The sequence below is a fragment of the Xanthomonas vasicola genome (assembly GCF_000772705.2).
GTDB lineage: Bacteria > Pseudomonadota > Gammaproteobacteria > Xanthomonadales > Xanthomonadaceae > Xanthomonas > Xanthomonas vasicola.
Map to the genome: position 1 here is coordinate 41,444 of NZ_JSBW02000047.1, position 24,829 is coordinate 66,272.

A 24,829-nucleotide genomic window follows, 5' to 3' on the forward strand; every position below is an offset into this window, starting at 1 on the left:
GCCAGTCAGTGCACGCGCGCGCCCGCGCTATCGCGTCGCTTGCGCCCCCTGTCGGCGCAGTGCTAATGAAGTTTTAACCCCAGATGCGCCACAGCCCGTTGTGCGACGCAGCAGCTGCGGTCTGCACTTGTTGTTTGACGGTACGGCTGTGTTTGCCTGTGCTGTGGCGGCGATCACATCTTGTGCGTTGGGTTGACGCACGCAGCGACGAATACGATTACGGGCCTCAAGCAGCAGCGATGCAGCCCACGCTGCCGCGTGAGGTCTGCAACGCAAATAAAAGGCCGCCCGAAGGCGGCCTCGCTTCCAGTCGGCGGGGGGAGAGTCCGCTGTCAGAAGAACAAGCGCACGCCGAACGACGCGCTGCGGCCAGGCAGCATCACGTCATCCTTGAGGAAGGAGGTGTGCACGCGTGCGTCCTGGTTGGTCAGGTTGTTGCCGTCAAGGAACACTTCCCACGCATTGCTGCCGCGATCCACGTGATACGCCAGATGCGCATCGACGAAGGTGTAGCCGTCGGTCGGGGTTTCGTTCACTGCCACCTTGTCCTGCTTCATGGTGCGTGTGGCACCGAGTGATGCGCGCCACTGCTGCGCATTCCAGCGCAGCTGCGCACCGAAACGGCCCGGCGCGATACGCGGCAGGTTGCCGCCATCGTTCAAACGTGCACGCACTGTGTCGCCGAAGATGCGCAGGTCCCACGCGCCGTTGTCGTTGTTGGCCAGATGGAAGGTGGCCTCGCCTTCGAAGCCGTGGAAGGTCGCATCGGCCTGCGTCCACTGGCGGATCGGCAGGAAGTCATTGTCTTCTTCGTTGAACCACTGGCCGCCGGTGTCGACGATGTAGATGAAGTCGTTGTAGCGGTTGTAGTACGCAGCCACCTTGGCATCCACCCAGTCGTTCTGGAAATTCAATCCCAACTCGGCCTGATTGGCCTTCTCGGTCTTCAGATCGGCGCCGCCGACTTCGAAGGCGAGCGTGGCGATGTGCGGGCCGTTGGCGAACAGTTCTTCTTCGGCCGGCGCGCGTTCGGCGTGGTCAAGATTTGCGGTCAGGCGCCATTGCTCGTTAAAGCGGAAACCACCGCTGGCCGAGACGCTGGTCGGGGTGAAATCGCGGTCCACACCGATATCGGTCTGGTACTTGACTTTGTCCACACGCGCGCCGAATTCGGCGGTGACTCGTTCCCAGTTGTTGCGTGCCACGGCGAATGCGCCGAGCGAGCGCGTATCGGTCTTGGGTACGAAGGATTCTTCGCCCACTGCCTGGAAGGTGCTGTCGCTGCCCTGCAGGCCGAATGCGGTCTGCCAGCCGCCGCCCAACGTAAACGAGGCCTCCACGCGGCCTTCGTTGGCGCGCTTGGTGAACACGGTGCCGACTTCTTCGCCTTCGAACTCGGTATGTGCGTAATCGGTATGGCCGAAGCTGTAACGCAGCGCGCTGCCTTCGCCCCACGGATCGGTCAGCCCGCCCTTGAGGTCGTAGCGGTCCTGCTGCAGTTTCAGCGAGACGCCGCGCTCGCCGATGGACGGGTCGCCCGGCTCGCCGGGGTTGCCGTAATTGTCGCGGAAGCGCGACGCCGACAGGCCGACAAAGCCCCAGTCGCCGGACAGCGACGCACCGATCGAGCCCACCTTGGAATCGACCCAGCTGTTGAGCTGACGGCCCTGCGGCGTGTCGTAGTCGTTCTGGTTGCGATACACGCCATCGGCATGGATCGACAGCCCGCTGCCATTGCCGGCATCAACGCGGAACATGTCGGTGTTGCCGTCCTTGTCGCCGCCGTCAACGCGCACTTCGGCGCGCCCGCTGAAACCGTCCACCGGCGTTTCGGCAATGCGCCCGTCGACCACGTTGACCACGCCGCCGATCGCGCCGGAGCCGTACAGCAGCGTCGATGGGCCTTTCAGCACTTCGATCTGGTTGGCCAGGAACGGCTCAATCGCCGGGGAATGGTCCTGGCTGACGGTGGACACGTCTTGGGTAGACAGGCCGTCGCGCAACACCGCCACGCGCGGGCCGTCCAGGCCGCGGATGATCGGCCGGCCCACGCCGGGGCCGAAGTTGGAACTCTGCACGCCGGGCAGGCTGGCCACGGTTTCGCCCAGGCTCGAACTGCGCACCTCGTCCAGGCGCTCGCCGGCCAGCACTTCCACCGGGCGGCTCAACGCACCGGCCGCATCGCGCAGCGGGCTGGCGGTGACCACCACCTTGTCCAGATCCTTGATATGCCGGCCGCTGGAAGGGCTGGCAGCGTGGCGCGTGTCCGAACTGGGCGGGGTCTGTGCATCGGCAACGAGCGGAGCGTCCTCGGCCATGGCCAGGGCAGGGGTCAGCAGACTGGTCAGTGCCAGCGAGAGCGCGGAGCGGCGGAACGAGAGATCGAAACGTGCAGGCATGGTGGGCGGGACTCTGTAGTTGTTACTGTGTATCAGTGATAAGGCGCAGCTTGCCTGCTGCGCCGGCGGCGAGCCTCACCGCTGCGCGATGCAGTGGTGCGGGGCTGGAGTAGTAAGATGTTATATTATTCCACGTCGCCACGAGCACCTGCTGGACCTCATGCCCCTACCAACCCTTCGCCATCTTCTCGACCGCTTCGGCGCTACCGGGTCGCTGCTGTGCGCCGTGCACTGCGCGGTATTGCCGCTGGTGCTGGCCCTGGCGCCTTCGCTGGGCCTGTCGTTCTGGCTGGGCGATGGGGTGGAACTGACCATCGTGGTGTTCGTGACGCTGCTGGGCCTTTTTAGCCTGGTGCTCGGGTATCGCCGGCACAAAGCGCTGCACGCGCTGGCATTGCTGCTGCCTGGCCTGGCGCTGCTATGGGTGGGCCTGTTGTACGACCCGCTGCATCACTCGGTGATGCCGCATGCAGTGGTGATGACGCTGGGCGGCGCCCTGGTCGGCATCGCGCACTTGGTCAATCTGCGCCTGAATCACGGGCACGGCCATGTCCACGACGCCAGCTGCGCGCACTAGGTATCTGTAGCGAGGCGGTTGCGTCGCCGCCAGGCCGATGCGTACAGCGGAGGTCAGCGACGTCTGCCACCCGCACCGTCGGGCTGCTCTGCGGCTTCCACCCGCAGCCGATCACAGTCCACAACTGCGTGCATCGCTCTGGAGTCGATCAGCTCCGCAAGGCGGTCGGCCGCTACGCGCGCCGGGGCCGCCGTGGTAGGCTTGTCGGCCTTGCGCGAGGGCGCCGCCGGTGAAACCTCGCCAGACCCGTGCCAGCACGGGAATTTGTATTCACATTCAGGAGTCGACGAAATGGGTAAGGGTGACCGTAAGACCGCCAAGGGCAAGCGCTACAACGCCAGCTACGGCAATTCGCGTTCGCACGCGGTGAGCAAGGTTGTCGTGGGTGCAGCTGCCCCGGTTGCCAAGAAAGGCGTGGTCAAGGCCCCGGCCAAGAAGGCTGTCGCCAAAAAGACCGTCGCCAAGGCCAGCTGATCCCAGCTCGCTTCGCGACACCGAAACGCGGCGCTTGCGCCGCGTTTTTCTGTTTTGCAGAACGGTGGTTTACGCTCCCGGCCGGTCCATCAATGTGCGCCCCAGGTGTGGGGGATGCCGGCGGCGATACGCGTTAGAAGCGATCGATGACGCTGATGCCGAGGTCGCGCGTAGCGTCCATGCCGATCAGCACCGCAATGGCCTCGTCCAGGCACACCCTTCTGCCGATGAGCCGTTGTGGTGCAATCTTCCCGGCCTGGATCATCGCCAACATGGCACCGTACCGCCACGCCTGCATTCCGTGGCTGCCGTAGATCTCCAGTTCGTGGCCGATTACCTGCGCCATCGGGATCCTGGGCGTGGCGTGTTCGCCCAGCATCAGCCCCACCTGGACATGACGGCCGCGCCGCCGCAGGTTGCTGATGGAGTTGAAACAGGTCGCCGGGCTGCCGAGCGCATCGATGGAAACGTGCGCGCCACCCTTGGTGATCTCGCGAATCGCCTCCACCGTGTCGTCCGCTTTCGACGCGTTGACCGTTGCGACCGCGCCGCATTCAACGGCGAACGCCAGCTTGTCGTCGAAAATGTCCACCGCAATCACCTGCGCCCCCAGTGCCGCTGCGATCATCACTGCCGAAAGCCCGACGCCGCCGCAGCCATGGACCACGACCCATTCGCCAGGGCCGGTTCTGGCTTGATCGACCACGGCCCGAAACGAGGTGGCAAACCGGCATCCCAGGCTTGCCGCCGTCGCATCGTCGATGCTTTCCGGCAGTCTGACCAGGTTCGTCTCGGCAAAATCGATCGCGACATATTCGGCGAACGATCCCCATGCGGTGAAGCCGGGCTGGAACTGGTTCGAGCATACTTGCTGATTGCCGCCATGGCACTGCGCACAGCGCCCGCACCCGGACACGAACGGCACGGTGACCCGGGTGCCGATCGCAAAGCCCGAGATGCGTTTTCCCATGGCGACCACTTCGCCGGCGAACTCGTGTCCCGGCACGTGCGGCAATGCGATGTCCGGATCGTGCCCCATCCAGCCGTGCCAATCGCTGCGGCAGATGCCGGTGGCTGCCACTTTGATCACCACGCCGTCCTCGCTTGGGGTCGGGTCGGGGAGCTGCAGAATTTCCGGGACCTGTTCAAAACGCTCGAAGTGCATTGCACGCATACATAACCTCGGGAAGCAGCACGATGAAGAGGAGATCTGCCGCGCTGCACCGCTGGCGAGCGGTGCGGCAGCTTGTGTTCGTAGGAGCGTGGTCCTCGCCGCTGTTTCCTGACAAGGTCTGGAGCTACGACGTCGACGCGCGCTCTGCAGCGGGAGCAGCAGGCGCCGGCACGGTCAGCAACTGCTCGGCCAGGCCGCGGTAGATCGGCGTCTTGCAGACCAGCCCGGAGACTGCGCGCGCGATCAGCACGGTGGCCAGAATCGGCAGCAGCATCTGGCTGGTGTCGGTGAGTTCCAGCGAGATCACCGCCGAGGTCAGCGGCGCCTGGGTTACGCCGGTGAGATAGGCGCACATGCCCAGCAGCACGAAGGTGCGCGGGTCTACGCCGGGCATCAATACCGACAGGTTATGGCCGATGCCGGCACCTACAGCCAGCGCCGGTGAAAACAGACCGCCCGGGATGCCGGCCAGATACGAGACCAGATTGGCGATGAGTTTCATCATGCCGAACTCGTGGCCGACGACCGCATGCCCCTGCACCAGGCTGCGCGCCTGCTCGTAGCCGGTGCCGAAGGCACCTTGCCCGAACACCAGCGCAAGCCCGACCAGGGCAAGGCCGCACAACGCAGCCAGCAGCACCGGATGCCGCTGCCGCAGCGCGCCCAACCAGCGCGGTTTACCGCTGACGCTGGCCAGCACCAGCCGCGCGAACACGCCGCCGAGCAACCCTGCCACGCTGCCGCATAACGCAATCGCCAACCACGCCTGACCTAACGGCAGGGCCACCGCCACTTTGCCGAAATAGGTGTAGTTGCCCAGCAGACCCAGCGACACCACGCCACCGACGATCACGGCGGTGAGCAAGGTGCCGGAAAAGCGGTGCTCAAAGCGCCCGCTCAGTTCTTCGATCGCAAACACCACGCCGGCTAGCGGCGTATTGAATGCGGCCGCGATACCGGCGGCGCCACCGGCGAGCAGAAAGTGCGAGAGCTCGCGCGGGTCGCGAAAACCGAACCAGCGCCCGAACACATGCATCAGGCTGGCACCAACGTGCACGGTGGGCCCTTCGCGCCCCACCGATGCGCCGCCGAGCAGCGACAAGGTGGTCAGCGCGAGCTTGCCGACCGAGACGCGCAACGAAAGATTGCTGTCGCGAAACGCGGGGTCGGGATGCTCCAGCGCGGCAATCACCTGCGGGATGCCGCTGCCGCGCGTGGGCCGTAGCGCACCGGAGGTGAGCCAGGCAAGCAGGGCGAAGATGCCCGGCGTCAGCAGCAATGCCCACCAGATCGAGTGCGCGGTAATGTGCTGGAACAGGTGGAAGGCCGCGTCGCTGGCCTTGGCGAACACGATCGCCACCAGCGCTACCGCAATTGCGCCGCCCCACAGAGCAGCGCGACGACGCCAGCCTTCGCTGGATAACAGCGGCCGCAAGCGACGCGGCGGGGGATTGGAATCAGACATCGCACTATTGTCGCACTGCCTGGCGGCAACAGTGTCTGCAGCGATCCACATTCCCGTGTTGTTTCCAGCGTCTGCGCGTGCCGGCGGCAACTCGAAACAGCGTGTTTATGCGGCTATATCGACGCTGACGCGGCACTTACATGCATGCTCGTCAGCGCTGCTGAAGATGTCTGGGGTGTCTACTTGGCGCCAGCTGACGGCGGCACGCGCAAGGCCGGCAGCAAGGTCGCCGGATTGCCATCGTTGGGCGCGGCGGGGATGCCCAGCAGCCGGGTCATCAGCGCATAGACATCCACATTGTCGAACCCTGGCAGTGTCTTGCCCTGCGCCAGGTCCGGGCCTTGCGCCAGGAATACCGCGCGCATCGACGGCAACCCCGGATCGAAGCCATGCGAGCCACGCGTGTCTTCCTGCGCACGTTTGGCGAGTTTGTCGGGAAACAGCGCATCCCAGCCTTCATGCATCTGGCACACGATCGGCGGAATCCGCGGATGGCTGCCGTAATGCCAACGCGCTGGCAGTTCTGCCTTGCGCCAGCAATCGTAGTGCGTGTGTGTGCCGAGCACGCTGGCCTCGGCTGCGGCCTGCTGGCCGGGCATTGGCTGGAAACCGATCACCTGGCCGTCGGTGACGGCGGTGGCGATCCGTGGCGGTGCGATCTCTTCCACGCTGATCGCATGCCCCGGCGCAACCTCGGCCATGCCGTGATCGGAGACCACGATAATGTTGGTGCGCGCGCGGGTGCCGTCGCGCTGCATGCCATCCAGCAACTTGCCGATGGCCGCATCCACTGCGCGCGCAGCGTCGGCGTATTCGCGCGATTCGGGGCCGTGGTCGTGGCCGGCTTCGTCCACGTGTTCGAAGTACAGCGTGACCAGGCGATTGCGCTGGGCGCCGTCTGTCTTCAACCAGTTCCGCACCGCAGCCACGCGCGTGTCCAGGCTCACGCCTTCTTCGTAATGGCGCCACTGCGACGGGCGCACGCCGTTGATCGCCGCCTCGCTACCTGGCCACGACCAGGTCGCCGCATGCTGGCCGGTCTTTTCCACGCCCACCCATACCGGTTCGCCACCCCACCAGCGTGCGTCGCCCACCGCGTCGGGTTTGCTCAACCAAAAATCTCCAAGCGCCGGGTCGCGCATGCTGTTGTGCACGATGCCGTGGTGATCCGGGCGCAGGCCGGTGACCAAGGTGTAGTGATTGGGGAATGTCAGCGACGGATACGAGGGCGTCATCCAGCGCGCACGTACGCCCGCATGCGCCAGTTGCGACAGATTGGGCGTGATGCCGCGATCGAGCATGTCGGCGCGCAGGCCGTCGATGGAGATCAGCAACAAGGTATGCGGCGCGCTGGCCGATGCGGTGTTCGCCGCAGCAGTTGGCAACTGCGTGGGCGCGCTGCGCGAGGATGGCTGGCTGCTACAGGCCGCAAGCAGGGCAAACGCCGCTGCGGCAATTCCAAATCGTCGGTCGATCATGGCGGTAGTTTACGGCGCAGTGGTGATGCCGCGAAGTCAGCCAGTGCGTAGTACCGATATAGGGGCGAACAGATCGTCGGCGCGCGCGGCGCTATGCGGCGACCAACCTTCCAGCTGCAACAACGCCTGCTTGGTCGGCAGGCCGCCGCCGAAGCCGGTCAACGCACCATTGGCACCGATCACGCGATGGCAGGGCAGCACGATCGGCAGCGGATTGCGCCCGTTGGCCGCACCCACTGCGCGGCTCGCGGCGGGCTTGCCCACTGCCTGCGCAAGTTGCGCGTAGCTCCAGGTCTGCCCGAACGGAATCTGCGCCAGCGTGCGCCAGACCGTCAGCTGAAATGGCGTGCCTGCAGGCGCCAGCGGCAGATCGAAACTGCGTCGCCCGCCATGCAGGTAATCAAGTAACTGTTCGCGTGCTTCGCGCACCAGCGGCGCATCGGGGGCGTGCAACCAGCGCGCACGGCCGATGGCGTCGTAGCGGTTCTGCGCGAACAGGATGTGGTGCACGCCGGTGTCGTCGGCGGCCACGCTGAGCGCGCCAATTGGTGAGGGAAAGGTGTCGTAGTGCAGTGTGCTCATGCGCGGGTGTCCTTACGGTCGTTGGCCAGATGCCACAGGTGCAGCACGGCATAGGCGCGCCACGGGCGCCACGCCTGCGAGCGCGCATCGGTGGCGCGTTCGCTCAGGCGCCCGGGCGCCCCGAGCACCTGCTGCAGGATCAAATCGCCAGCCGGAAACGCATCCGGGTGCGACAACGCACGCATAGCCACGTAATGGGCGGTCCATGGACCGATCCCGGGTAGCGCGGTGAAGGCGGCGATGAAGTCGGGCAGGCGCTGCCCGGCACCGAAGTGCAGCCGGCCTTGCGCGCAAGCCGATGCCAGCGCACGTAGCGTGGCGGCGCGCGCATGCGGCAGCCCAAGCTGTTCCAGCGGCGCGTCGGCAAGCTGTTCGGGTGTGGGGAAACTACGATTCAATCCGGGCGGCATGTCGGCATGATGGCCGCCGTGACGGTCGACCAGCCGCGCCGCGAGCGTCGCTGCGCCAGCCACGCTGATCTGCTGGCCCAGCACCGCACGCACCGCCACTTCGAAGCCGTCCCAGCCACCGGGCACGCGCAGGCCGGGTCGGCGCGCGATTGCCTCGGCCAGCAGTGGTTCCGGCGCGAGTGTGGCGTGCACGGCTTGCAGGTCTGCATCCAGATCGAACAGCCGGCGCACGCGCCGCACGATCTGCGGAATCTGGCGCGGGTCGGTGGCGCCGATGCGCAGCAGCAGTTCCGCGCGCTGCGCCGCCGCGCTGACTTCGATCACGCTGGCACTGCCCGGCGGGCCGATCACGCGACGGTAGCCGCTGGCATCGACTTGCTCGATCCCCGCGATCGCGCGGCGCTGCAAAAACGCCAGCATCGCCGGCAGATCCAGCGGCGGGCGATAGCCCAGGCGCAGTGTCAGTTCGCCGCCCGGAACCTCGGCGCGCTGCTTGCGCAAGGCCGACGGCGGCATGCCGCAACCCTGCAGAAACGCTGCGTTAAAACGCCGCAAGCTATTGAAGCCAGCAGCGAGCGCGACTTCGGTGATCGGCAAAGCGGTTTCGGTGAGCAATTGCTTGGCCAGCAGCAAGCGATGCGTGCCGTGCACCTGGATCGGCGTGGCACCCAATTGCTGCACGAATTGCCGCTGCAGCTGGCGCGCACTCAAGCCCACCGCATCGGCCAGCGTCTGCACCGGCTGCTCCTGCAGCGCGCCGTCGGCAATCATCGCCAGCGCACGCTGCACGCTCTCTTCGCCCAGATGCTGCTGCGCCTGCGGCGACAGCTCGGGCCGGCAGCGCAGGCATGGCCGGTAGCCGGCAGCGCTGGCCGCCGCGGCAGTGGGGTAGTAACTGATATTGGCCGGCTTCGGCGGCGGCGCCGGACACACCGGGCGGCAATAGATGCCAGTGCTGCGCACGGCAGTGAAAAACAGCCCGTCGAAGCGCGCATCGCGCGCCAGGCGGGCGCGATCGCACTGGGTTCGGTCGGGCGTTGCGGTCTGCATGGCACCAGTCTATGCGCTCGCCACCGCACCGGCTGGCCGTTTTCGGACAGGGTTGCGGCGGGCCTGCGCGTTCATGGCTGGGTCAACCCATTGGCCCATCCAGCCATAGACTGCGGGTGATCTCCGTCGCGGTCAGTGCCCCACATCATGTTGAAATTGGTTTGCCTGTCACTTGCCTGTTTGCTGCTGCTGGCCGCCTGCGATCGCTCGGCGACCTCCGCCGATGCGGCAGTTGCGCAGCAGAACGGTGCAGGGCAGGCGGGCGATGGCGACCATATGGTGTCGGTGGATACGCCCGACCCGATACCGCCGCCGCGCCCGCGTGCGCATGCCGGCGAGGCGGGATGGCCGCAGGCGGAGCTGGAGTCGGGCCAGGCCTGGATCAGCTGTGCGACCGATTACAGCCGCGAAGCCGGCGACGGCACGCTGCTGCCGGCACTGGACCGGGCCAGCGTGGAAGCGGCGCTGGCGCCATGCCGCGAGACCGGGCTGGTACGGGTGCGCTACGCCGGCAAGATCAACGCCGGGTTTGCAGCGCTGGTATGGCGGCTGGCCTCGGTGGCTGAGCAGTGGAAGTTGCCGCATCGCATCCTGGATCTGGATTCCAGCGGCGGGCAGGTGGAGGCGGCGATCCGCGCCGGCGACACCATCGGCGAATCCAACTGGACCATCTGGGTGCGCGAAGGCTCGATCTGCCATAGCGCCTGTGTGTTCGTGCTGGCAGCGGGCGACAACCGGCTAGTGGCCGGCAAGGTCGGCATCCACCGCATGATGCGGATCAGCTCCAGGGCCACCTCGCGCGCCGAGCTCAATCGTGAGCTGCGCGAGGTCTACGGCAACGTCAAGGATTATCTGGAGCGCAACGGCGTTGCAGTGGCGGTGGCCGACTTGATGATGACCGTGCCCAACCGCAGCCTGCGCCTGCTCACGATGGAAGAACTGCGCGAATATGGCCTGGATGGCACCAACGCCGTGCAGGACGATCTGGAACGCATCCGCCAGATGCGCAAGTGCGGCGATGCCTTCGTGCGGCGCAAGGACGCGTTTCTGGTCGCCTTCGATCAGAAGTGCAAGGGCGAGGGTGCGGACCTGGACGCAGTCAATGCCTGTGGGTTGGCGCTGAAGCAGCGCTTCGGCTTTCCGGATGCGGCCTGCCCGGACGAAAGCCCGCTGGCCGAAACCGATGCCGCTGCCCTGCCGCCGGCCAGCCCGGCGGCCGAGACGCCGACCGGTGAGGCGGAGAACGGCAAGGTGCAGGCTGGCCAGGTGCAGAGCGGTCAAGCGCCGGCGAGCGATGCCCAGAACGTTGCCGCAGGCAGTGGTGCGCCCACTGCCGAGCCGGACGCCGCGCCAGCCCAGGATGCCGCCCAGGCCGACCCGCAGCCAGCGACCCACCCCGAAGGCTGAATGCAGTGACGGGCTTCACGCGTATCGCACTACGCGCTGCCTATCGTCGCTGCATCACAACCGAGCCGGGGGGACGTATGCGAGGCAAGACCAAGGGTGTGTTACTGGCATATCTACCGTCGGCGCTGTTGGTGCTGGTCGGCTTCGGTGTAGCCGAGTTACTGCGTCTGGCCGCTGCCGCCATGCACGAACAATGGCCGGCGACAGTGGCAAGCTGGCTGAGTCTGGTCGCGCTGATTGCCGCAATTGCGCGTGCTTTTTGGGTTAGCTGGCGTCTGTGGCGGCCGCGTACTGTGGCGGCCATGCCACCGGCTCCGGGAGGCGAGGTCTAAGTTCAATTAGAAAACGGCTATTGTGGTTGCCGACGGCGGAATGGCGCCGCCCGGGATCAGTGCGTGGCACTTCCATAACTTTGCCGCATGGGCGTCAATCCATTTGAAGCGGCTATCCACAGCGTACGGGCGACTCCAAGCAGAAAGGATAAAAGCGCCGCTGCCAGACCTGATTGCTTCTAGGGCATGAGTCTGTAGCCAGGATTCAACGCTCGCCGCTTGCGCTCTCGATAAACGCATCGTCCACCAGCTCCTCGTCACCGCTCGCCATGTTTTGCCGCCCCCGTCCTCCCGCGCTGCGCTCGGGACTTGTGTTGCGCGGGGCGCACCCTAGACTGCGCTACGCACCGCAAGGTATGCGGCGCTTCTCCTTCCACCCGATCCGTACAAGGTCTTCGTCCCATGCTTCGTTCTCGTCTGGTTATCGCGTTGGCACTGGCTCCAGCGCTGGCGTTCGCTCAACAACCGCAGGCCGCCAGTCGCGCCGCGAGCCCGGCCGCCGCACAGCCAGCACCTGCAGCGCCCGCAGGCCAGCCGGCGCTCAGCACTGCGCAGCAAGCGCAGCTGACCAAGCAGAACACCGAAATGACCCAGGCGGCCCTGCGCGTGGCGCAGATGGTGGACGGCAACCAGATCGCTTCCTTGTGGGATGGCGCGTCCAAAGTGGCCAAGACTGCCGTCAAGCGCGATGTCTTCGTCAGCCAGATCGGCACCGAACGCGCGCGGCTGGGTGCGATGGTCGGGCGCGGGCAGGGATCGGTGACACGCGTCAAGTACGGCCCCGGCGCGCAGGTGCCCGAAGGCCTCTACGTCAACGTCAGCTTCCCGACCCGCTTTGCCAAGGCACAGCAGCCGGTGCGCGAGCTGGTGTCGTTCCGTCTGGACGAAGACAAGACCTGGCGTCTGGCCGGTTACAGCCTGCGCACGGCGGTGAAGTGATGTTTCCATCGGCCGGGAGGCACGTATGCAACTGACGATCGAGCTGCAGACGCTGGGCTGGGCGATGGTGCTCGGGTTGGTGCAATTGCTGGCTGCCTCGGCCAGCATGACTGCCCAGCGCGGCACCAAGTGGAATGCCAGCGCACGCGATGGCGAGGCCAAGCCGCTCACCGGCGTGGCCGCGCGGCTGGACCGTGCGTTCCGCAACTATCTGGAAACCTTTCCGATCTTCGCCGCCGCGGTGCTGGCGGTGAGCGTGGCGGGGCGTACCAGTGCAGAAACAGCACTCGCCGTGCAGCTCTACCTATGGGCGCGTGTGGCCTATGTGCCGGTGTATGCCGCAGGGATCCCGTACCTGCGTAGCGCCATCTGGGTGGTGTCGTTCTGGGGCATCGTCAAACTGGTGCGCGCACTGCTGGGCGTTTGATGCAGCGTTGCAGGCTGGGTGAGGCGCAATCCGGCGCTTGCGCCCGCGCCAAGATTGCATCGATTGCCGCCTGCGTATCGTCGGTACGCAGGCCTTCTTCAAGAATCGGCGCCACCCACGCGCAACCGGCCTTGGTCACATCGGCACGCCAGTCGCCGGGCCAGGCTTCCAGTTCGTGCAAGGCCAGCATGGTGCAGCCGCCTCGCTCGGCATGGCCGCCCGCGGATGGATTGCTCCAGCCAGAACGGTTTCTCCGAATCGACGGCGATCGAAAAAATGTAGACGTCGTGGGTTGGATCGTCGGCCGAAGGTGCGTGGTTGCGCTGACTGATCTCCACCACCTTCATGCGTCAGGTTCGGCGTCCGGGTCCAGTGCCAGGACGCGAATTTCCACATCGTCCAACTGCACCAGCTGGCCGGGGCGGATCTTGGCGGTCTTACGCAGCTCCTGCACACCGTCGACGCTGACCGCGCCGCTGGCGACGATGGCCTTGCCCTGGCCGCCGCTGTCGGCGATGCCGGCCAGCTTGAGCAACTGGTTGAGTTCAATGTAGTCGCCGTCCAGGTCGACTTCCAGGTATTGCATGGTGTGCTCGCGTGCAGGAAGCCGGCGATTATCCGCCTACTCGCGCTGGAAACGCGCAATCTGTTCCAGCAAGGTTTCGGTACGCGCGACGCTACGGCCGGCATGTGCGGTGTCGAGGCGTTCCAGCCACGGGGGACCCCTGCGCTGCAGCCGCCGATCACCTAGCCAGGTGCCGATGCCGCCAGGCGCGCCGACCACCAGTTGCACAGCAGCCAGGCGTTCGGCAGCGACAAGCCGGTGAGAGTGCGCCACGCAGCGTCTGCCACTGCCACCCACAGCACCCAAACACTACGCCCAGCCACGGCGCCACGCGTGTGCGCCAGCGCCGCAGCTGTGCAAGCGCGCGCTGTGTCTGTAACAGTGGCCTCGCGAAATCCAGTTGCGACAACAGCCACAGTTGCCGGACCGCCGAAGCTGCCAGCGCAACGCACCACAGCTGCAGCAGCACCCCGCCGACGACGGCTGTCGCCTGATCGGCAAACGGGAGCCAGCTGTGGGCGATGACGCCGGTTTAATGTGATGGCGCACAGCAGTTGCACCGATTGGCTCAGCCACAACAGGCGCAGTTGCGCACGTGCTGCGTGGCTGCGCATATCACCCAGCAGTTGGCTGGTGAGTGCGGTTTGTTGGTCCAGGCGTTGTTCCAGCGAACGCCAGGCGGCGGTGATGTCATCCAGTTCCATGGCGTGCTCCGGTTGCGGATCGGTGTGGGTCAAAGTTCGGCGCGCATGCGGGTTTTCAGGCGGCTGAGTTTCGTGGCGACATTGGTTTGGCTGATGCCGAGCACCTGGCCGATTTCGCGGTAGTTGTGTTCGTCCGGGTAGAGCAGCAACAGCGCGTTCCAGCGGCGGTTGTTGCGTGATGAAGGCGTACAGCGCGGCCACCCGCTGCTCGCGCACCGGGTCGTGCGCCAATGGGTCGGCGATGCGTTCGACCGCTGCGTCCAATGCGATGGGTTCGCCGGGCATGTGTCGGCGGCCGCGCAGATCGCTGATTGCAACGTTCAAGGCGATGCGGTAGATCCAGGTGGAAAACCGCCGGCTCGGGTCGTAGCTGGAAAATGCCCGCCACAGGTGCGTGGCGATTTCCTGCGCCAGCTCAGCGCGCTCGTCGCGGTCGTGGCAATAACTGGCCGCCACCTTCAGCACGATGCAGCGGTGTTGCTGCAGGAGGGTGCTGAAGCGGGCTTGCAGGTATGTGCCCAGGGACAGGGCTCCAGTCGGGCAGGTGAGCGGGTTTGCGCGCCAGGATGATTCGCGCGAACACGCAATTCCTCACAACCTGAATGGACTGTCACGAAAATTTCGACAGCAGGGGGCCTGAGAAGGCACACTATGCTGCTTTGCGCTTGCCGGCTCCGTGCGGCGCCTCCGGAGTTACCCATGACCCAAGAATCTTCCGCGCCGCTGCTGTTTGCAGACCTCGGCCTCTCAGGCGCTGTGATGAAGGCCGTTGCCAATGTTGGCTACGAGTCGCCGTCGCCGATCCAGGCTGCCACCATCCCCGCGCTGCTATCCGGCCGCGACGTGCTCGGCCAGGCCCAGACGGGCACCGGCAAGACCGCCGCGTTCGCGCTGCCGGTGCTGTCCAACGCCGATCTCAACCAGCTCAAGCCGCAGGCACTGGTGCTGGCCCCGACCCGCGAACTCGCCATCCAGGTCGCCGAGGCCTTCCAGAAATATGCCGAAGCCATTCCGGGCTTCCGCGTGTTGCCGGTCTACGGCGGCCAGCCGTATGCCCAGCAGTTGAGCGCGCTCAAGCGCGGCGTGCATGTGGTGGTGGGCACCCCCGGCCGCGTGATCGATCACCTGGACCGCGGCACGCTGGATCTGTCCCAGCTCAAGACGCTGGTGCTGGACGAAGCCGACGAAATGCTGCGCATGGGCTTCATCGACGACGTCGAAGCGGTGCTGAAGAAGTTGCCGGAGAAGCGCCAGGTGGCGTTGTTCTCGGCCACCATGCCGCCGGCGATTCGCCGTATCGCGCAGACCTATTTGAAAGATCCTGCCGAAGTCACCATTGCGGCCAAGACCACCACCTCGGCCAACATCCGCCAGCGCTACTGGTGGGTAAGCGGGCTGCACAAGCTGGATGCGCTGACCCGCATCCTCGAGGTCGAACCGTTCGACGGCATGATCATCTTCGCGCGCACCAAGGCCGGTACCGAAGAACTGGCGCAGAAGCTGCAGGCACGCGGTCTGGCTGCGGCCGCCATCAATGGCGATATGCAGCAGGCGGCACGTGAGAAGACTATTGCCCAGCTCAAGGACGGCAAGCTGGACATCCTGGTCGCCACCGACGTGGCCGCACGCGGTCTGGACGTGGAGCGCGTCAGCCATGTGCTGAACTACGACATTCCGTATGACACCGAAAGCTACGTGCACCGCATCGGCCGTACCGGCCGTGCCGGCCGCAACGGCGACGCGATCCTGTTCGTGACGCCGCGCGAAAAGGGCATGCTGCGTTCGATCGAACGCGCCACCCGCCAGCCGATCGAAGAGATGCAGCTGCCGAGCGTGGATGCGGTTAACGACACCCGCGTGGCACGCTTCATGACCCGCATCACCGAGAGCCTGGCCGGCGGCCAGATCGACATGTACCGCGATCTGCTGCAGCGCTACGAGACCGAAAACAACGTGCCGGCGATCGATATCGCCGCTGCCATGGCCAAGCTGCTGCAGGGCGACTCGCCGTTCCTGCTGACCCCGCCGGTGCGTGGTGCGCGCGAAGAGTTCGCCCCGCGCGAGCGCAACGAGCGTGCCGACCGCGGTGATCGCAATGACCGTGGCGAGCGCCCGCGGTTCGAGCCCAAGTTCGAGCGTGGCCCGCGTGCCGACGGTGAGCGCGCTGGGCGTCCGCCGCGTGGCGACGATGCCGGTGGCGAGCGTCCGCGTCGCGACCCGGTCGCCCCGCGCGGCGAGCCGGAATTCGGCATGGAGAGCTACCGCATCGAAGTGGGTCATACCCATGGCGTGAAGCCGGCCAATATCGTCGGCGCGATCGCCAACGAAGCCGGGCTGGAAAGCCGCTATATTGGCCGGATCGACATCCAGGACGATTATTCGATCCTGGATCTGCCGGCCGACATGCCGCGCGAACTGCTCACCCACCTGAAGAAAGTCTGGGTGTCCGGTCAGCAGCTCAACATGCGCAAGCTGGAAGAGGGCGAGGCGGCCGCGTCGCCGTCCAAGCCACGCTTCCCGCGTGGCGGCAAGCCTTCCGGTCGTCCGAACGGCCCGGGCCGTCCGATGGACCGCGCTGGCGCACCGCACCGCAAGGGCCCGCCGAAGCCGCGCGGCGAGTAAGCGCGGTCGGCACCGCCCGCAGGTTCACCCTGCAGGCGGTGTGGTTGCCTAGTATTGCTATGCGTAAATTCGCATAGCGAGCCGGTGAAGCGTTCCGGCGCCTCGCTGCGCCGGCGATCAGGCTGACCTAGCCAGCGTCGCTAACCCGACTTGCCTCACGCCAAGCGGGTATTGCCATACAGACTGGGCCGTTGCGGCCGTTACTATCTTCAGGCGCCCACTGGGCGCCTGAGTCGCACTGGGCGGCGAAGGACAGACGGCGATGGCGCAGGCAGTACGCGGCAAGGGCGTTGGACAGACCATGCACCTGGTGCGTGGCTGGCTGACGCTTCCTCTGGCGCTCTTGATCGGGATCGCTGTCTGTATGGCGGTGATCTCGGCGCTGGTGATTGAAATCCAATCCGGCGCCACCGCCTGGATCGTTGGCCTAAGCCATTGGTCCAATGCCCAGCAGGAATCGGTGTACTGGATGGAGCGCTACCTGGGCAGCGGCGATGCAGCCGATCTGCAGGCCGCTTGCCGCGCGCTGGAAGTGCCGCTGGGCGACCGCGCGGCGCGCGTGGCGATCGAACAGCCGGTGATCGATTGGGACGCGGTCTACGCTGGCCTGGGCGCTGGCCGAAACGCTCGTGAGGACATGCCGCAAATGGTGCGGCTGTACCGCTATGGGCACCAATTTCCCTACCTTGGCGACGCCATTGCGCTGTGGAAGCGTAGCGACGCCGGCATCCTGCAAATGAGCGGCCTGGCTGACCGTGCCGCCTCGGTGCAGGCCGCCAACCATCCCGACCCGCGCGCGCTGCAGGCACTGAGCGATGAGCTGCATCTGCTGGACGGCCGCATGCGCCGCGACGCTTCCGAATTCCTGGGCGACCTGACCCGCTGCGCGCGGCTGCTGCACGATGTCATGGTGGTCTGCAGCCTGGCCACCTTGCTGCTGGTGTTGATCACCTGCGTGCTGGCAATGCGGCGCATCCGCGATTACCTGCTCTCGCACGAGGGCCGCTTCCGCACCGCGTTTCAGCAGGCGGCACTGGGTATGGTCAAGTTCGATCTGCGCGGCAACGTGCTTGATGCGAACGCCTCGATGGCCAACGTCCTGTTCTACCGGCCGGAAGAGCTGCAGGCCTGCACCCTGGCCGAGGTGATGCACCCGGAAGACATCAAGCTGGACAGCCGCGGCATGATCGATTGGCCAAAGCTGCTGCAGTCCGGCGAGCTGCGCTTTTTGCGTGCCGACGGCGGGGTGATGTGGGGCCGCTGGAGCGCCTCGCTGGTGGAGCCAGGTCCGGAAGAGCCGACCCTGGTGCTGGCGGTGATCGAAGATGTGTCGCACGCACATGAGCTGGCCGACGAAGTGGCCTTCCATGCGCGACACGATGCGATGACCGGACTGATCAATCGGCATGAAATCGAACGCCGGCTGCTACGCCTGATCGAACTGCCGCAATCGCCGCAGATGTGCCACGCGCTGTGTTTCGTCGACCTGGATCATTTCAAGCTGGTGAACGACACCTTCGGGCATGCGGTCGGCGACAGATTCCTGTGCCACTTCGCCGATGTGATCACAATGCAATTGCGTCCCGGCGATTGGCTGGGACGTTTGGGGGGCGATGAATTCGCCATCCTGTTGGCCAATACCGATCTGGCGCAGGCGCAGATCGTGCTGGAACGCATGCACGGCACGCTCGGGCAACCGTGGAGCCATCAAGGCGGGCGACCGCTGACGCCCAGTTGCAGTTTTGGCGTGGTGGAGATTCGCCAGGGCGTCAGCGACCTCAATGCCTTGATGACTGCCGCCGATCTGGCCTGTCATGCGGCCAAGGAAGAAGGGCGCAACCGCATTCGCTGCTTCAACGAAAACGATCTGGCGCTGGCGCAGCGCCGCCACGATGGTGGCTGGATCAGTGCGGTGCAACAGGCGATCGCCGAAGAGCGTTTGCTGTTGTATGCGCAGAAAATCCAGGTGCTGAACGACCCAGGACGCCTGCAGTACGAGGTATTGGTACGCATGCGCGCCAGCGACGGGCGGGTACTGAGTCCGGGTGAATTCTTGCCGGCAGTGGAGCGTTACGGCCTGGGGCGCATGGTCGATACCTATGTGCTGGAAGCGCTGTGCGCGCAGTTGTCGGCCAACCCGATGCATGTGGCGACGCTGGATCTGTGCCACGTCAATCTGTCTGCGCAATCGATCGCGCAACCGGATTTTCTCGACTTCGTCTTTGCATTGTTCGAACGCTACCCGTCACTGGTGCCGAAGCTGTGCATGGAGATCACCGAGACCGCGGTCATCGGCGATCTGGAACACGCGCAGCGTTTCGTGCAGAGCGTGCGCGCGCGCAGCTGCCACGTGGCGCTGGACGATTTCGGCAGCGGCATGGCCTCGTTCGGCTACCTCAAGCAATTCACCGTAGACGTGTTGAAGATTGATTGCGGCTTCGTCCGCAACTATGCGCACGATGCGGTGGATCGCGCGGCGGTGCATTCGATCGCCCAGGTCGGGCTGGCGCTGGGGATTGAAGTGGTGGCCGAAGGGGTGGAATCGGAGGCCGACATCCCCGGGCTGCGCGAAGCCGGTGTGGGCCAGGTGCAGGGTTTCAGCCTGCATCGTCCGTGCCCGCTGGAAGACCTGGTGCACACGCCGCATTTGGTGGCCGTGCCTGGCTAAGGCGCCTGAGCAAATGTCTCTGCGCTGCATCAGACGCGCGCTGCGTGCACGCGTCTGGCGACCGCCTGCCCTCGATTGCTGCTCTGGGCAGCCGGTATGGCGCATTGCCCGCGCTAAATCGCCGATAATTGGCGGATGACAACTCGACTCAATAAATACATCGCCGAAACCGGCTTCTGCTCACGCCGCGAGGCCGATCGCCTGATCGGCGAACGGCGGGTGACCGTCAATGGCGTGTCCGCCGGCACCGGCGCGGTGGTGGGCGAGGAAGACACCGTGCTGATGGATGGCCAGCCGCTGCGCGTGCGTGAGGCCAAGAAGCTCGGCGGCCGCAAGCATGTCTACATCGCGCTCAACAAGCCGGTGGGCATCACGTGCACCACCGAGAGTTCGGTCAAGGGAAATATCGTCGAATTCGTTGGCCACGAGCAGCGCATTTTCCCGATCGGCCGGCTCGACAAGGAGTCCGAAGGGCTGATCCTGATGACCAGCAACGGCAACATCGTCAACGAGATTTTGCGCGCGGAAAACCGCCATCAAAAAGAATATCTGGTAGCGGTCAACAAGCCGGTCACCGACCAATTCCTGCGTGGCATGGCACGCGGCGTGCGCATCCACAACGAGACCACGCTGCCATGCCGCACTGCGCGCATCGCCAAATTCGGCTTCCGCATCGTGCTGGAGCAGGGCTTGAATCGGCAGATCCGCTTGATGGCTGCCGAGTTCGGCTATCGGGTCACGCAGCTGCGCCGGGTGCGCATCGACAACATCAAGCTGGCCGCGCTCAAGCCGGGCCAATGGCGCAACCTCAGCGATGCGGAATTGCGCGGCCTGCTGCCGCAATGCACTGACTGGTAAACCTGCCGACGCACCGACTGCACCGCTGTGAGGCGAGCGCAGCCGGTGTTCGGCGTCGCCACCGATCACTCGCACACTGCAGTTCCTCGGTGGCCTTGCTGTTTTATCTGGCGGCTGCTCGCCAGATGCTCGATGCCCGGGTTGTTGACCACGTCCATACCCCCGCCGCCGGCCCGAACGGTGCGCACGCGGGCTTGCGGGCTGGGGCGCTTCCCGATGGTCGCGCTTCCTGGGCTCCGGCATATTCCTCCCGCTAACAGCCAGGGAGCGGCAGTGATTAAACCGGAATTGCCGAGCAACGCGGCCGAGCGGCTGGTCGCGCTGCGCCAGTACAACGTGCTCGACTCACCTGCCGAAAGCGCGTTCGACGACCTGACCATGATTGCCTCCACGCTGTGCTAGACGCAGATGGCCGCAGTGGTGCTGGTGGACGACGACCGCCAGTGGTTCAAGGCGGCGCACGGCGTGCCGCGCAGTGAAGCACCACGTGACATTTCGTTCTGTGCGCACGCGATCCTGCGCCCGGACGAAGTACTGATGGTGGACGACACCTTCCTGGACCCGCGCTTCCACGATAACCCGATGGTGCTTGGCAGTGGCGGGGTGCGCTTTTACGCCGGCGCGCCGCTGGTGACCAGCCAAGGCAAGGCGCTGGGCTCGCTGTGCGTGTTCGATCAGACCCCGGCGCATTTGCGCGAGGACCAGCGCGAGGCTCTGCAGGCATTGTCGCGCCAGGCCTCGCATCTGCTGGAGCTGCGGTTAGCCGGCAGCAGCTGCGCCAGCAATTGAACGAGCGCGATTGGTACGAGCAGCAGATGGCCGGCGATTACACCGCAATGGATGCCTTGAATGCCGATCTGGTCGAGCAGACCCGTACCGACCCGCTGACCGGCCTGCCGAACCGGCGCGCGTTTGCGGTGGCATTGGCGGCGGCCACCGAGCAGACGCGTGCAGCTGGCCAGCCGTTGTCGATGGCGCTGCTGGACGTGGACCATTTCAAGACCGTCAACGATGTGCATGGGCATGACCAGGGCGATGTGGTGCTACGCGAACTTTCCACATTGTTGCGGGCGCATGTGGGCGGTGTCGGCACCATCGCCCGCTATGGTGGCGAAGAGTTCGTGTTGCTGCTCCCCAATGCGGATCTGCTGCAGGCACGCGTGCAATGCGAACATCTACGCCAACGCGTGGCAGTGATGACCATCGCGCTGCCGGTGACAGTGAGCATCGGTGTGGCGACATTGCATCCGCAGGAAAACGTGGAGGCAGTCATCAAGCGCGCCGACCAGGCCTTATATGCAGCCAAGCGCGGAGGGCGCGATCTGGTGCTGGCGCTGGAGTAGGGTTGGTGTGTTGTGTGTGTTTGTGTGCCTGCCGATTACGCCGAACTGACGGCCGCGCGACAATTCGCATTGCGTTGTGCACCTCAGTCGACGATGTTCTTCGCTTCGGCTGTGCCCAGCAATTCCGGATGCACCACCTTGCGCCGACGTTCCAGCACCGGATGCAGGAATACCGCGCCAAGAATGATCGCCACGCCGAGATAGAACTGCAGGGTGAGCTCGCGTTGTTCGCCCAGCAGCGCGATCGCCAGCACGATGGCGTAGACCGGTTCGAGATTGGTCACCAGCTGCACCGAATAGGCGCTGAGATGGCGCAGCGCCACCAACGCCAGCGCGAACGGCAGCAAGGTGCAGGCCAATGACAGTGCCAGCAGCAATACGCCATCGTGCAGGCTGGGCACGACCAGCAGATCGCCATGCAACGCCGGCAGCAACAGCGGCATCGCTGGTGCGAGCAGGGTCAAGGTGAGCGTGCCGGCGCCCAGTTCCAGCGCGGTGACGGTGAGCGGGTCGGCATGCGCCACCATGCGCTTGTTGAGCGAGCCGAATAACCCGACGAATACTGCCGAGATCGCGCCCACCACCACGCCGGCCCGCATGCCATCCGGCACCCCGCCAACAACGAGCGCCACGCCAGGCAACACGGCCAGCCCGAACAGCAATTCGCGCGGGCGGAACGGGCGTTTGGTCACCCATGGCTCGATCACCGCGGTAAAGACCGGCGCCAGTGCGATGCAGGTCGCTGCCACCGACGCATTGGCCAGCTTGATCGCGCCGTAGAAGGTGAGCCAGTGCAGGGCGACCAGCGCGCCGATGCCGCAATAGCCCAGCACCACACGCCCGGACAAGCCACCTAGCCCGCGCCACACGCGCGGCCACAAGGCTAGCGCTACCACCACGATCAACATGCGCCACCACACCAGCGGCAATGCCTGCAGCGTGATCAGCTTGCCCAGGATCGCGGTGATGCCCCAAAGCAGCACGCAGAAATGGATTTGCAGTTGCGCCTTGCGCAGGTCGGTCGTGGGCATGCGCCATTGTCGCCGAAAACGGGCTGATCGGCGCTGCGAGTGACGCGACGTCTGGGCGCAGAGGTGGGTTAAGGGGACGGCTAGCGTGACTGCTAAACAGTGATCGCGCGACCTGTTAAGCATCGACCAACCGCATCGCGGCAAGCTAATCGGCGAGCGACTTAGCGCATCGCACCTCGATCGATTGCTCCACCTCAACCATCAACGCTGTACCTCCAGACATCGCTGCACCACTCATCGCCGATTGCACGCATGCGCGGACCAAGAGCGGCCAAGCAAACGTAGCGAGCAGTCGTCAGGTGGGCGTGGACGGCGCACGCGGAATCAGCGTGTGCGACTGGTGCCCGCCGCACCGAGCCACGGCCCCTTCGTCTGCCGGCTGCGCCGTCGGTTTGCCAGCTGCTCTAACGCGTCGACAGCTCTTTCAACAGCGCCATCGCGGCCGCAGGGTTGCGCTCTTTCGCCGCACTGATGAAAAACACGAAAACCTCGCGTGGCTGACGTGCCGGCGCCGTCGATGCATCCACGTGCGGCAGATCGGCCGGGTCATCGCCGCGCCGCCAGGCCTGGATGCGCTCAGCCCAGCGCGCCAATGCCGGCGCCGGATATCCCGCGTGCAGGCGCGCCTGGCTGCGCATCAGACGCGCGTAGACAAAATCGGTGGACAGATCCGCGAACGAGGGATGCTCGTCCGAATCGGTGAACACCGTGGCCACACCGTGGCGACGCACCAAGGCCAGCAGCGACGCGTCCACCGCATCGTGGTCGCGAATCTCCAGCACATGGCGCAGCGCACGCGTGCCTGCACGCTTGGGCAGCAATGACAGAAACGCGTCCAGATCGTCGGCTTGCAATCGATGACCTTGTTCGAACTGCCATACCAGCGGCCCCAGGGTAGCGCCGAGCTCGAAAATGCCGCCTATGAAGTCTTCCACCTGCGCCTTGGCGCCGGCCAGCTTGCGCGACTGGGTGATGCGCCGCGGCGCCTTGGCCGAAAACACGAAGCCGGGTGGCACTTCGTCGCGCCACTTTGCGTAGGTGGCCGGCTTCTGCGTGCCGTAGTAGGTGCCATTGATCTCGATGGCGGTGACATGGCGGCTTGCATATTCCAACTCGCGGCGCTGCACCAGCCCGTCCGGGTAGAACATGCCCGCGCGCCACGGCGCATACACCCAGCCACCGATACCGATATGGATGCCGTGGAGGGCGGGCGGGGCGGAAGCGAACAGATCGGTCATTGCGTGGATACTCGCTGGCGGGGGCGTGCGCCCTTGCGGATGCTTCTGCGAAGGCAGCGAGCGCCGGCCGATCATAGCTGTGACGTAGGTGGTGCGATGAGAAGGCGCGGTTGCAAATGAGCTGCCTGTTTCGCGCTGCAATGGTTGAGCCTGTATGGCGCATATCCAGTAATGGCGTTGCCGCCGATGTGCTGAGGCGCATTGCGACCGTGCTGGTCTAACGGATGGGCAAGTGCATCCCGTTTTAGGCGATCTGTGCAAGACGCCAACAGCGCAGGTGTCGGCAATTCCATCTGCTGCGTTTACGCAGCGTCGATGCGACAGCGCTGCGCATTTGCGGGGCGCGCTTTGGGCTGATGCCCTGGACGCTGCGGACGCCGGTACATATTGGCAAGACCAGCACGCAGCGAACAACGCACGGCGAACTCACTGCAGCGGCAACCATGCAGCGGCAGAACGAAGTGCTGCCCACCCACGCGCACCTTCTCTGCCTGTGCCTGCCTGCGTGGCGCCGCACCCGTCGCCCATGCACCGCCGTAGCCGGCTACCATGCCAGCTCTGCCGCGCGAGATCGCCCCGATGACCTGGACCACGCCCGATCTATGTGACCGCTACCCCGAGGTGACGATTGCCGAGCCGCTGTTCCGCCATTTCGGCGGGCGCACGGCATTCGCCGGACCGATGGTCACGGTGCGGTGTTTCGAAGACAACTCGCGGGTGCGCGAACTGGCCGCCACGCCGGGCGATGGCCGCGTGCTGGTGGTGGACGGGCAGGGATCGCTAAAGCATGCGCTGCTGGGCGACCAGATCGCGGCCAACGCGGTGACGAACGGTTGGGCCGGCGTGCTGATCCATGGTTGCGTGCGCGATGTCGAAATTCTTGCCACGTTGCCGCTGGGGGTGCTGGCGCTGGCCGCCTGCCCGCGCCGCACCGAGCGACGCGATCTGGGCGATGTGGATGTGCCGGTGAATTTCGCTGGCGTGCCCTTCGTTCCAGGCCATTGGCTGTATGCCGATGCCAATGGCGTACTGGTGGCGCCGCAGCCGTTGTCGTTGGATGGCGCCGGCGGGTCGATCTGACAGAAA

At 65.5% G+C, this 24,829-nt stretch carries 19 protein-coding genes, 1 other RNA gene and 4 pseudogenes; 11 read left to right on the forward strand and 13 right to left on the reverse strand.

What is annotated here, in order from left to right; all coding sequences use genetic code 11:
- Nucleotides 1-332: 332 nt before the first annotated feature.
- Nucleotides 333-2,399, reverse strand: coding sequence for a TonB-dependent receptor (locus NX05_RS12615; RefSeq protein ID WP_039436777.1), 2,067 nt, complete (start codon nt 2,397-2,399; stop codon nt 333-335).
- A gap of 160 nt (nt 2,400-2,559) precedes the next feature.
- Between NX05_RS12615 and NX05_RS12620 the strand changes: the two genes are divergently transcribed.
- Both NX05_RS12620 and NX05_RS12625 read left to right on the forward strand, forming a co-directional pair.
- Nucleotides 2,560-2,976 carry a MerC domain-containing protein gene (locus tag NX05_RS12620; protein ID WP_010377436.1) on the forward strand — a complete coding sequence of 139 codons (417 nt, stop codon included), beginning with the start codon at nt 2,560-2,562 and terminating at the stop codon, nt 2,974-2,976.
- 291 nt (nt 2,977-3,267) lie between these two features.
- Nucleotides 3,268-3,450, forward strand: coding sequence for a 30S ribosomal protein THX (locus NX05_RS12625; RefSeq protein ID WP_003487537.1), 183 nt, complete (start codon nt 3,268-3,270; stop codon nt 3,448-3,450).
- A 133-nt stretch (nt 3,451-3,583) separates the two neighbouring features.
- Here the strand turns inward: NX05_RS12625 and NX05_RS12630 are convergent, their stop codons facing one another.
- The 5 genes from NX05_RS12630 to NX05_RS12650 all read right to left on the reverse strand — a co-directional run bounded on the left by NX05_RS12630 (nt 3,584) and on the right by NX05_RS12650 (nt 9,609).
- Nucleotides 3,584-4,624, reverse strand: a complete 1,041-nt coding sequence (locus tag NX05_RS12630) for a zinc-dependent alcohol dehydrogenase family protein (RefSeq protein ID WP_039436780.1) — start codon at nt 4,622-4,624, stop codon at nt 3,584-3,586.
- A gap of 124 nt (nt 4,625-4,748) precedes the next feature.
- Nucleotides 4,749-6,140 carry a chloride channel protein gene (locus tag NX05_RS12635; protein ID WP_039436782.1) on the reverse strand — a complete coding sequence of 464 codons (1,392 nt, stop codon included), beginning with the start codon at nt 6,138-6,140 and terminating at the stop codon, nt 4,749-4,751.
- A gap of 128 nt (nt 6,141-6,268) precedes the next feature.
- Nucleotides 6,269-7,567: an alkaline phosphatase family protein gene (locus NX05_RS12640; protein ID WP_039436784.1), complete on the reverse strand. Its 1,299-nt coding sequence runs from the start codon at nt 7,565-7,567 to the stop codon at nt 6,269-6,271.
- Between the two features lie 36 nt (nt 7,568-7,603).
- Nucleotides 7,604-8,149, reverse strand: a complete 546-nt coding sequence (locus NX05_RS12645) for a methylated-DNA--[protein]-cysteine S-methyltransferase (RefSeq protein ID WP_039436787.1) — start codon at nt 8,147-8,149, stop codon at nt 7,604-7,606.
- Nucleotides 8,146-9,609 carry an AlkA N-terminal domain-containing protein gene (locus NX05_RS12650; protein ID WP_039436789.1) on the reverse strand — a complete coding sequence of 488 codons (1,464 nt, stop codon included), beginning with the start codon at nt 9,607-9,609 and terminating at the stop codon, nt 8,146-8,148. The genes NX05_RS12645 and NX05_RS12650 overlap by 4 nt, the downstream gene beginning before the upstream one ends.
- Before the next feature lie 147 nt (nt 9,610-9,756).
- Between NX05_RS12650 and NX05_RS12655 the strand changes: the two genes are divergently transcribed.
- From NX05_RS12655 to NX05_RS12670, 4 genes are all read left to right on the forward strand, one after another.
- Nucleotides 9,757-11,016: a COG3904 family protein gene (locus tag NX05_RS12655; RefSeq protein WP_010366917.1), complete on the forward strand. Its 1,260-nt coding sequence runs from the start codon at nt 9,757-9,759 to the stop codon at nt 11,014-11,016.
- A 77-nt stretch (nt 11,017-11,093) separates the two neighbouring features.
- Complete coding sequence (locus NX05_RS12660) at nt 11,094-11,348, forward strand: hypothetical protein (RefSeq protein ID WP_010366915.1); 255 nt, start codon at nt 11,094-11,096, stop codon at nt 11,346-11,348.
- A gap of 402 nt (nt 11,349-11,750) precedes the next feature.
- Complete coding sequence (locus NX05_RS12665) at nt 11,751-12,287, forward strand: DUF4019 domain-containing protein (RefSeq protein WP_010377452.1); 537 nt, start codon at nt 11,751-11,753, stop codon at nt 12,285-12,287.
- Between the two features lie 25 nt (nt 12,288-12,312).
- On the forward strand, nt 12,313-12,714 hold the full coding sequence (locus tag NX05_RS12670) for an MAPEG family protein (RefSeq protein WP_010366909.1): 402 nt from the start codon (nt 12,313-12,315) through the stop codon (nt 12,712-12,714).
- Here the strand turns inward: NX05_RS12670 and NX05_RS24930 are convergent.
- The 4 genes and pseudogenes from NX05_RS24930 to NX05_RS12690 form a co-directional block, all read right to left on the reverse strand.
- Nucleotides 12,683-13,061, reverse strand: a pseudogene (locus NX05_RS24930) (hypothetical protein). The gene NX05_RS12670 and the pseudogene NX05_RS24930 overlap by 32 nt on opposite strands.
- Nucleotides 13,058-13,300: an RNA-binding S4 domain-containing protein gene (locus NX05_RS12680; RefSeq protein WP_039436792.1), complete on the reverse strand. Its 243-nt coding sequence runs from the start codon at nt 13,298-13,300 to the stop codon at nt 13,058-13,060. The pseudogene NX05_RS24930 and the gene NX05_RS12680 overlap by 4 nt, the downstream one beginning before the upstream one ends.
- 36 nt (nt 13,301-13,336) lie before the next feature.
- Nucleotides 13,337-13,983: pseudogene (locus NX05_RS12685) on the reverse strand (hypothetical protein).
- Between the two features lie 29 nt (nt 13,984-14,012).
- Nucleotides 14,013-14,511 (reverse strand): annotated as a pseudogene (locus tag NX05_RS12690) (sigma-70 family RNA polymerase sigma factor).
- A 171-nt stretch (nt 14,512-14,682) separates the two neighbouring features.
- Here NX05_RS12690 and NX05_RS12695 point away from each other — a divergent pair.
- The 4 genes and pseudogenes from NX05_RS12695 to NX05_RS12710 all read left to right on the forward strand — a co-directional run bounded on the left by NX05_RS12695 (nt 14,683) and on the right by NX05_RS12710 (nt 21,474).
- On the forward strand, nt 14,683-16,605 hold the full coding sequence (locus tag NX05_RS12695) for a DEAD/DEAH box helicase (protein WP_039436793.1): 1,923 nt from the start codon (nt 14,683-14,685) through the stop codon (nt 16,603-16,605).
- 262 nt (nt 16,606-16,867) lie between these two features.
- Nucleotides 16,868-19,273: a putative bifunctional diguanylate cyclase/phosphodiesterase gene (locus NX05_RS12700; RefSeq protein WP_017119008.1), complete on the forward strand. Its 2,406-nt coding sequence runs from the start codon at nt 16,868-16,870 to the stop codon at nt 19,271-19,273.
- Between the two features lie 135 nt (nt 19,274-19,408).
- On the forward strand, nt 19,409-20,131 hold the full coding sequence (locus tag NX05_RS12705; protein ID WP_039436795.1) for a pseudouridine synthase: 723 nt from the start codon (nt 19,409-19,411) through the stop codon (nt 20,129-20,131).
- A gap of 216 nt (nt 20,132-20,347) precedes the next feature.
- A pseudogene (locus tag NX05_RS12710) lies at nt 20,348-21,474 on the forward strand (GGDEF domain-containing protein).
- 83 nt (nt 21,475-21,557) lie between these two features.
- Here NX05_RS12710 and NX05_RS12715 read toward each other — a convergent pair.
- The 3 genes from NX05_RS12715 to NX05_RS12720 form a co-directional block, all read right to left on the reverse strand.
- A complete protein-coding gene (locus tag NX05_RS12715; RefSeq protein ID WP_010366896.1) occupies nt 21,558-22,505 on the reverse strand; it encodes a DMT family transporter in 948 nt (315 codons plus the stop codon).
- 269 nt (nt 22,506-22,774) lie between these two features.
- A non-coding RNA gene (locus NX05_RS22525) (sX9 sRNA) lies at nt 22,775-22,851 on the reverse strand.
- Nucleotides 22,852-22,909: 58 nt separating this feature from the next.
- Nucleotides 22,910-23,743, reverse strand: coding sequence for a DUF72 domain-containing protein (locus tag NX05_RS12720; protein WP_039436798.1), 834 nt, complete (start codon nt 23,741-23,743; stop codon nt 22,910-22,912).
- Between the two features lie 579 nt (nt 23,744-24,322).
- On the opposite strand from NX05_RS12720, the gene rraA reads away from it, so the two are divergent.
- The gene (gene rraA, locus NX05_RS12730) at nt 24,323-24,823 is read left to right on the forward strand and encodes a ribonuclease E activity regulator RraA (protein WP_010366889.1); all 501 of its coding nucleotides are present in this window, start codon (nt 24,323-24,325) and stop codon (nt 24,821-24,823) included.
- Nucleotides 24,824-24,829: the final 6 nt, after the last annotated feature.

Coding starts and splice junctions, on each gene's coding strand:
- NX05_RS12615 (WP_039436777.1), bottom strand. CDS start 2,399: ATGCCTGCACGTTTCGATCTCTCGTTCCGCCGCTCCGCGCTCTCGCTG.
- NX05_RS12620 (WP_010377436.1), top strand. CDS start 2,560: ATGCCCCTACCAACCCTTCGCCATCTTCTCGACCGCTTCGGCGCTACC.
- NX05_RS12625 (WP_003487537.1), top strand. CDS start 3,268: ATGGGTAAGGGTGACCGTAAGACCGCCAAGGGCAAGCGCTACAACGCC.
- NX05_RS12630 (WP_039436780.1), bottom strand. CDS start 4,624: ATGCGTGCAATGCACTTCGAGCGTTTTGAACAGGTCCCGGAAATTCTG.
- NX05_RS12635 (WP_039436782.1), bottom strand. CDS start 6,140: ATGTGGATCGCTGCAGACACTGTTGCCGCCAGGCAGTGCGACAATAGT.
- NX05_RS12640 (WP_039436784.1), bottom strand. CDS start 7,567: ATGATCGACCGACGATTTGGAATTGCCGCAGCGGCGTTTGCCCTGCTT.
- NX05_RS12645 (WP_039436787.1), bottom strand. CDS start 8,149: ATGAGCACACTGCACTACGACACCTTTCCCTCACCAATTGGCGCGCTC.
- NX05_RS12650 (WP_039436789.1), bottom strand. CDS start 9,609: ATGCAGACCGCAACGCCCGACCGAACCCAGTGCGATCGCGCCCGCCTG.
- NX05_RS12655 (WP_010366917.1), top strand. CDS start 9,757: ATGTTGAAATTGGTTTGCCTGTCACTTGCCTGTTTGCTGCTGCTGGCC.
- NX05_RS12660 (WP_010366915.1), top strand. CDS start 11,094: ATGCGAGGCAAGACCAAGGGTGTGTTACTGGCATATCTACCGTCGGCG.
- NX05_RS12665 (WP_010377452.1), top strand. CDS start 11,751: ATGCTTCGTTCTCGTCTGGTTATCGCGTTGGCACTGGCTCCAGCGCTG.
- NX05_RS12670 (WP_010366909.1), top strand. CDS start 12,313: ATGCAACTGACGATCGAGCTGCAGACGCTGGGCTGGGCGATGGTGCTC.
- NX05_RS12680 (WP_039436792.1), bottom strand. CDS start 13,300: ATGCAATACCTGGAAGTCGACCTGGACGGCGACTACATTGAACTCAAC.
- NX05_RS12695 (WP_039436793.1), top strand. CDS start 14,683: ATGACCCAAGAATCTTCCGCGCCGCTGCTGTTTGCAGACCTCGGCCTC.
- NX05_RS12700 (WP_017119008.1), top strand. CDS start 16,868: ATGGCGCAGGCAGTACGCGGCAAGGGCGTTGGACAGACCATGCACCTG.
- NX05_RS12705 (WP_039436795.1), top strand. CDS start 19,409: ATGACAACTCGACTCAATAAATACATCGCCGAAACCGGCTTCTGCTCA.
- NX05_RS12715 (WP_010366896.1), bottom strand. CDS start 22,505: ATGCCCACGACCGACCTGCGCAAGGCGCAACTGCAAATCCATTTCTGC.
- NX05_RS12720 (WP_039436798.1), bottom strand. CDS start 23,743: ATGACCGATCTGTTCGCTTCCGCCCCGCCCGCCCTCCACGGCATCCAT.
- rraA (WP_010366889.1), top strand. CDS start 24,323: ATGACCTGGACCACGCCCGATCTATGTGACCGCTACCCCGAGGTGACG.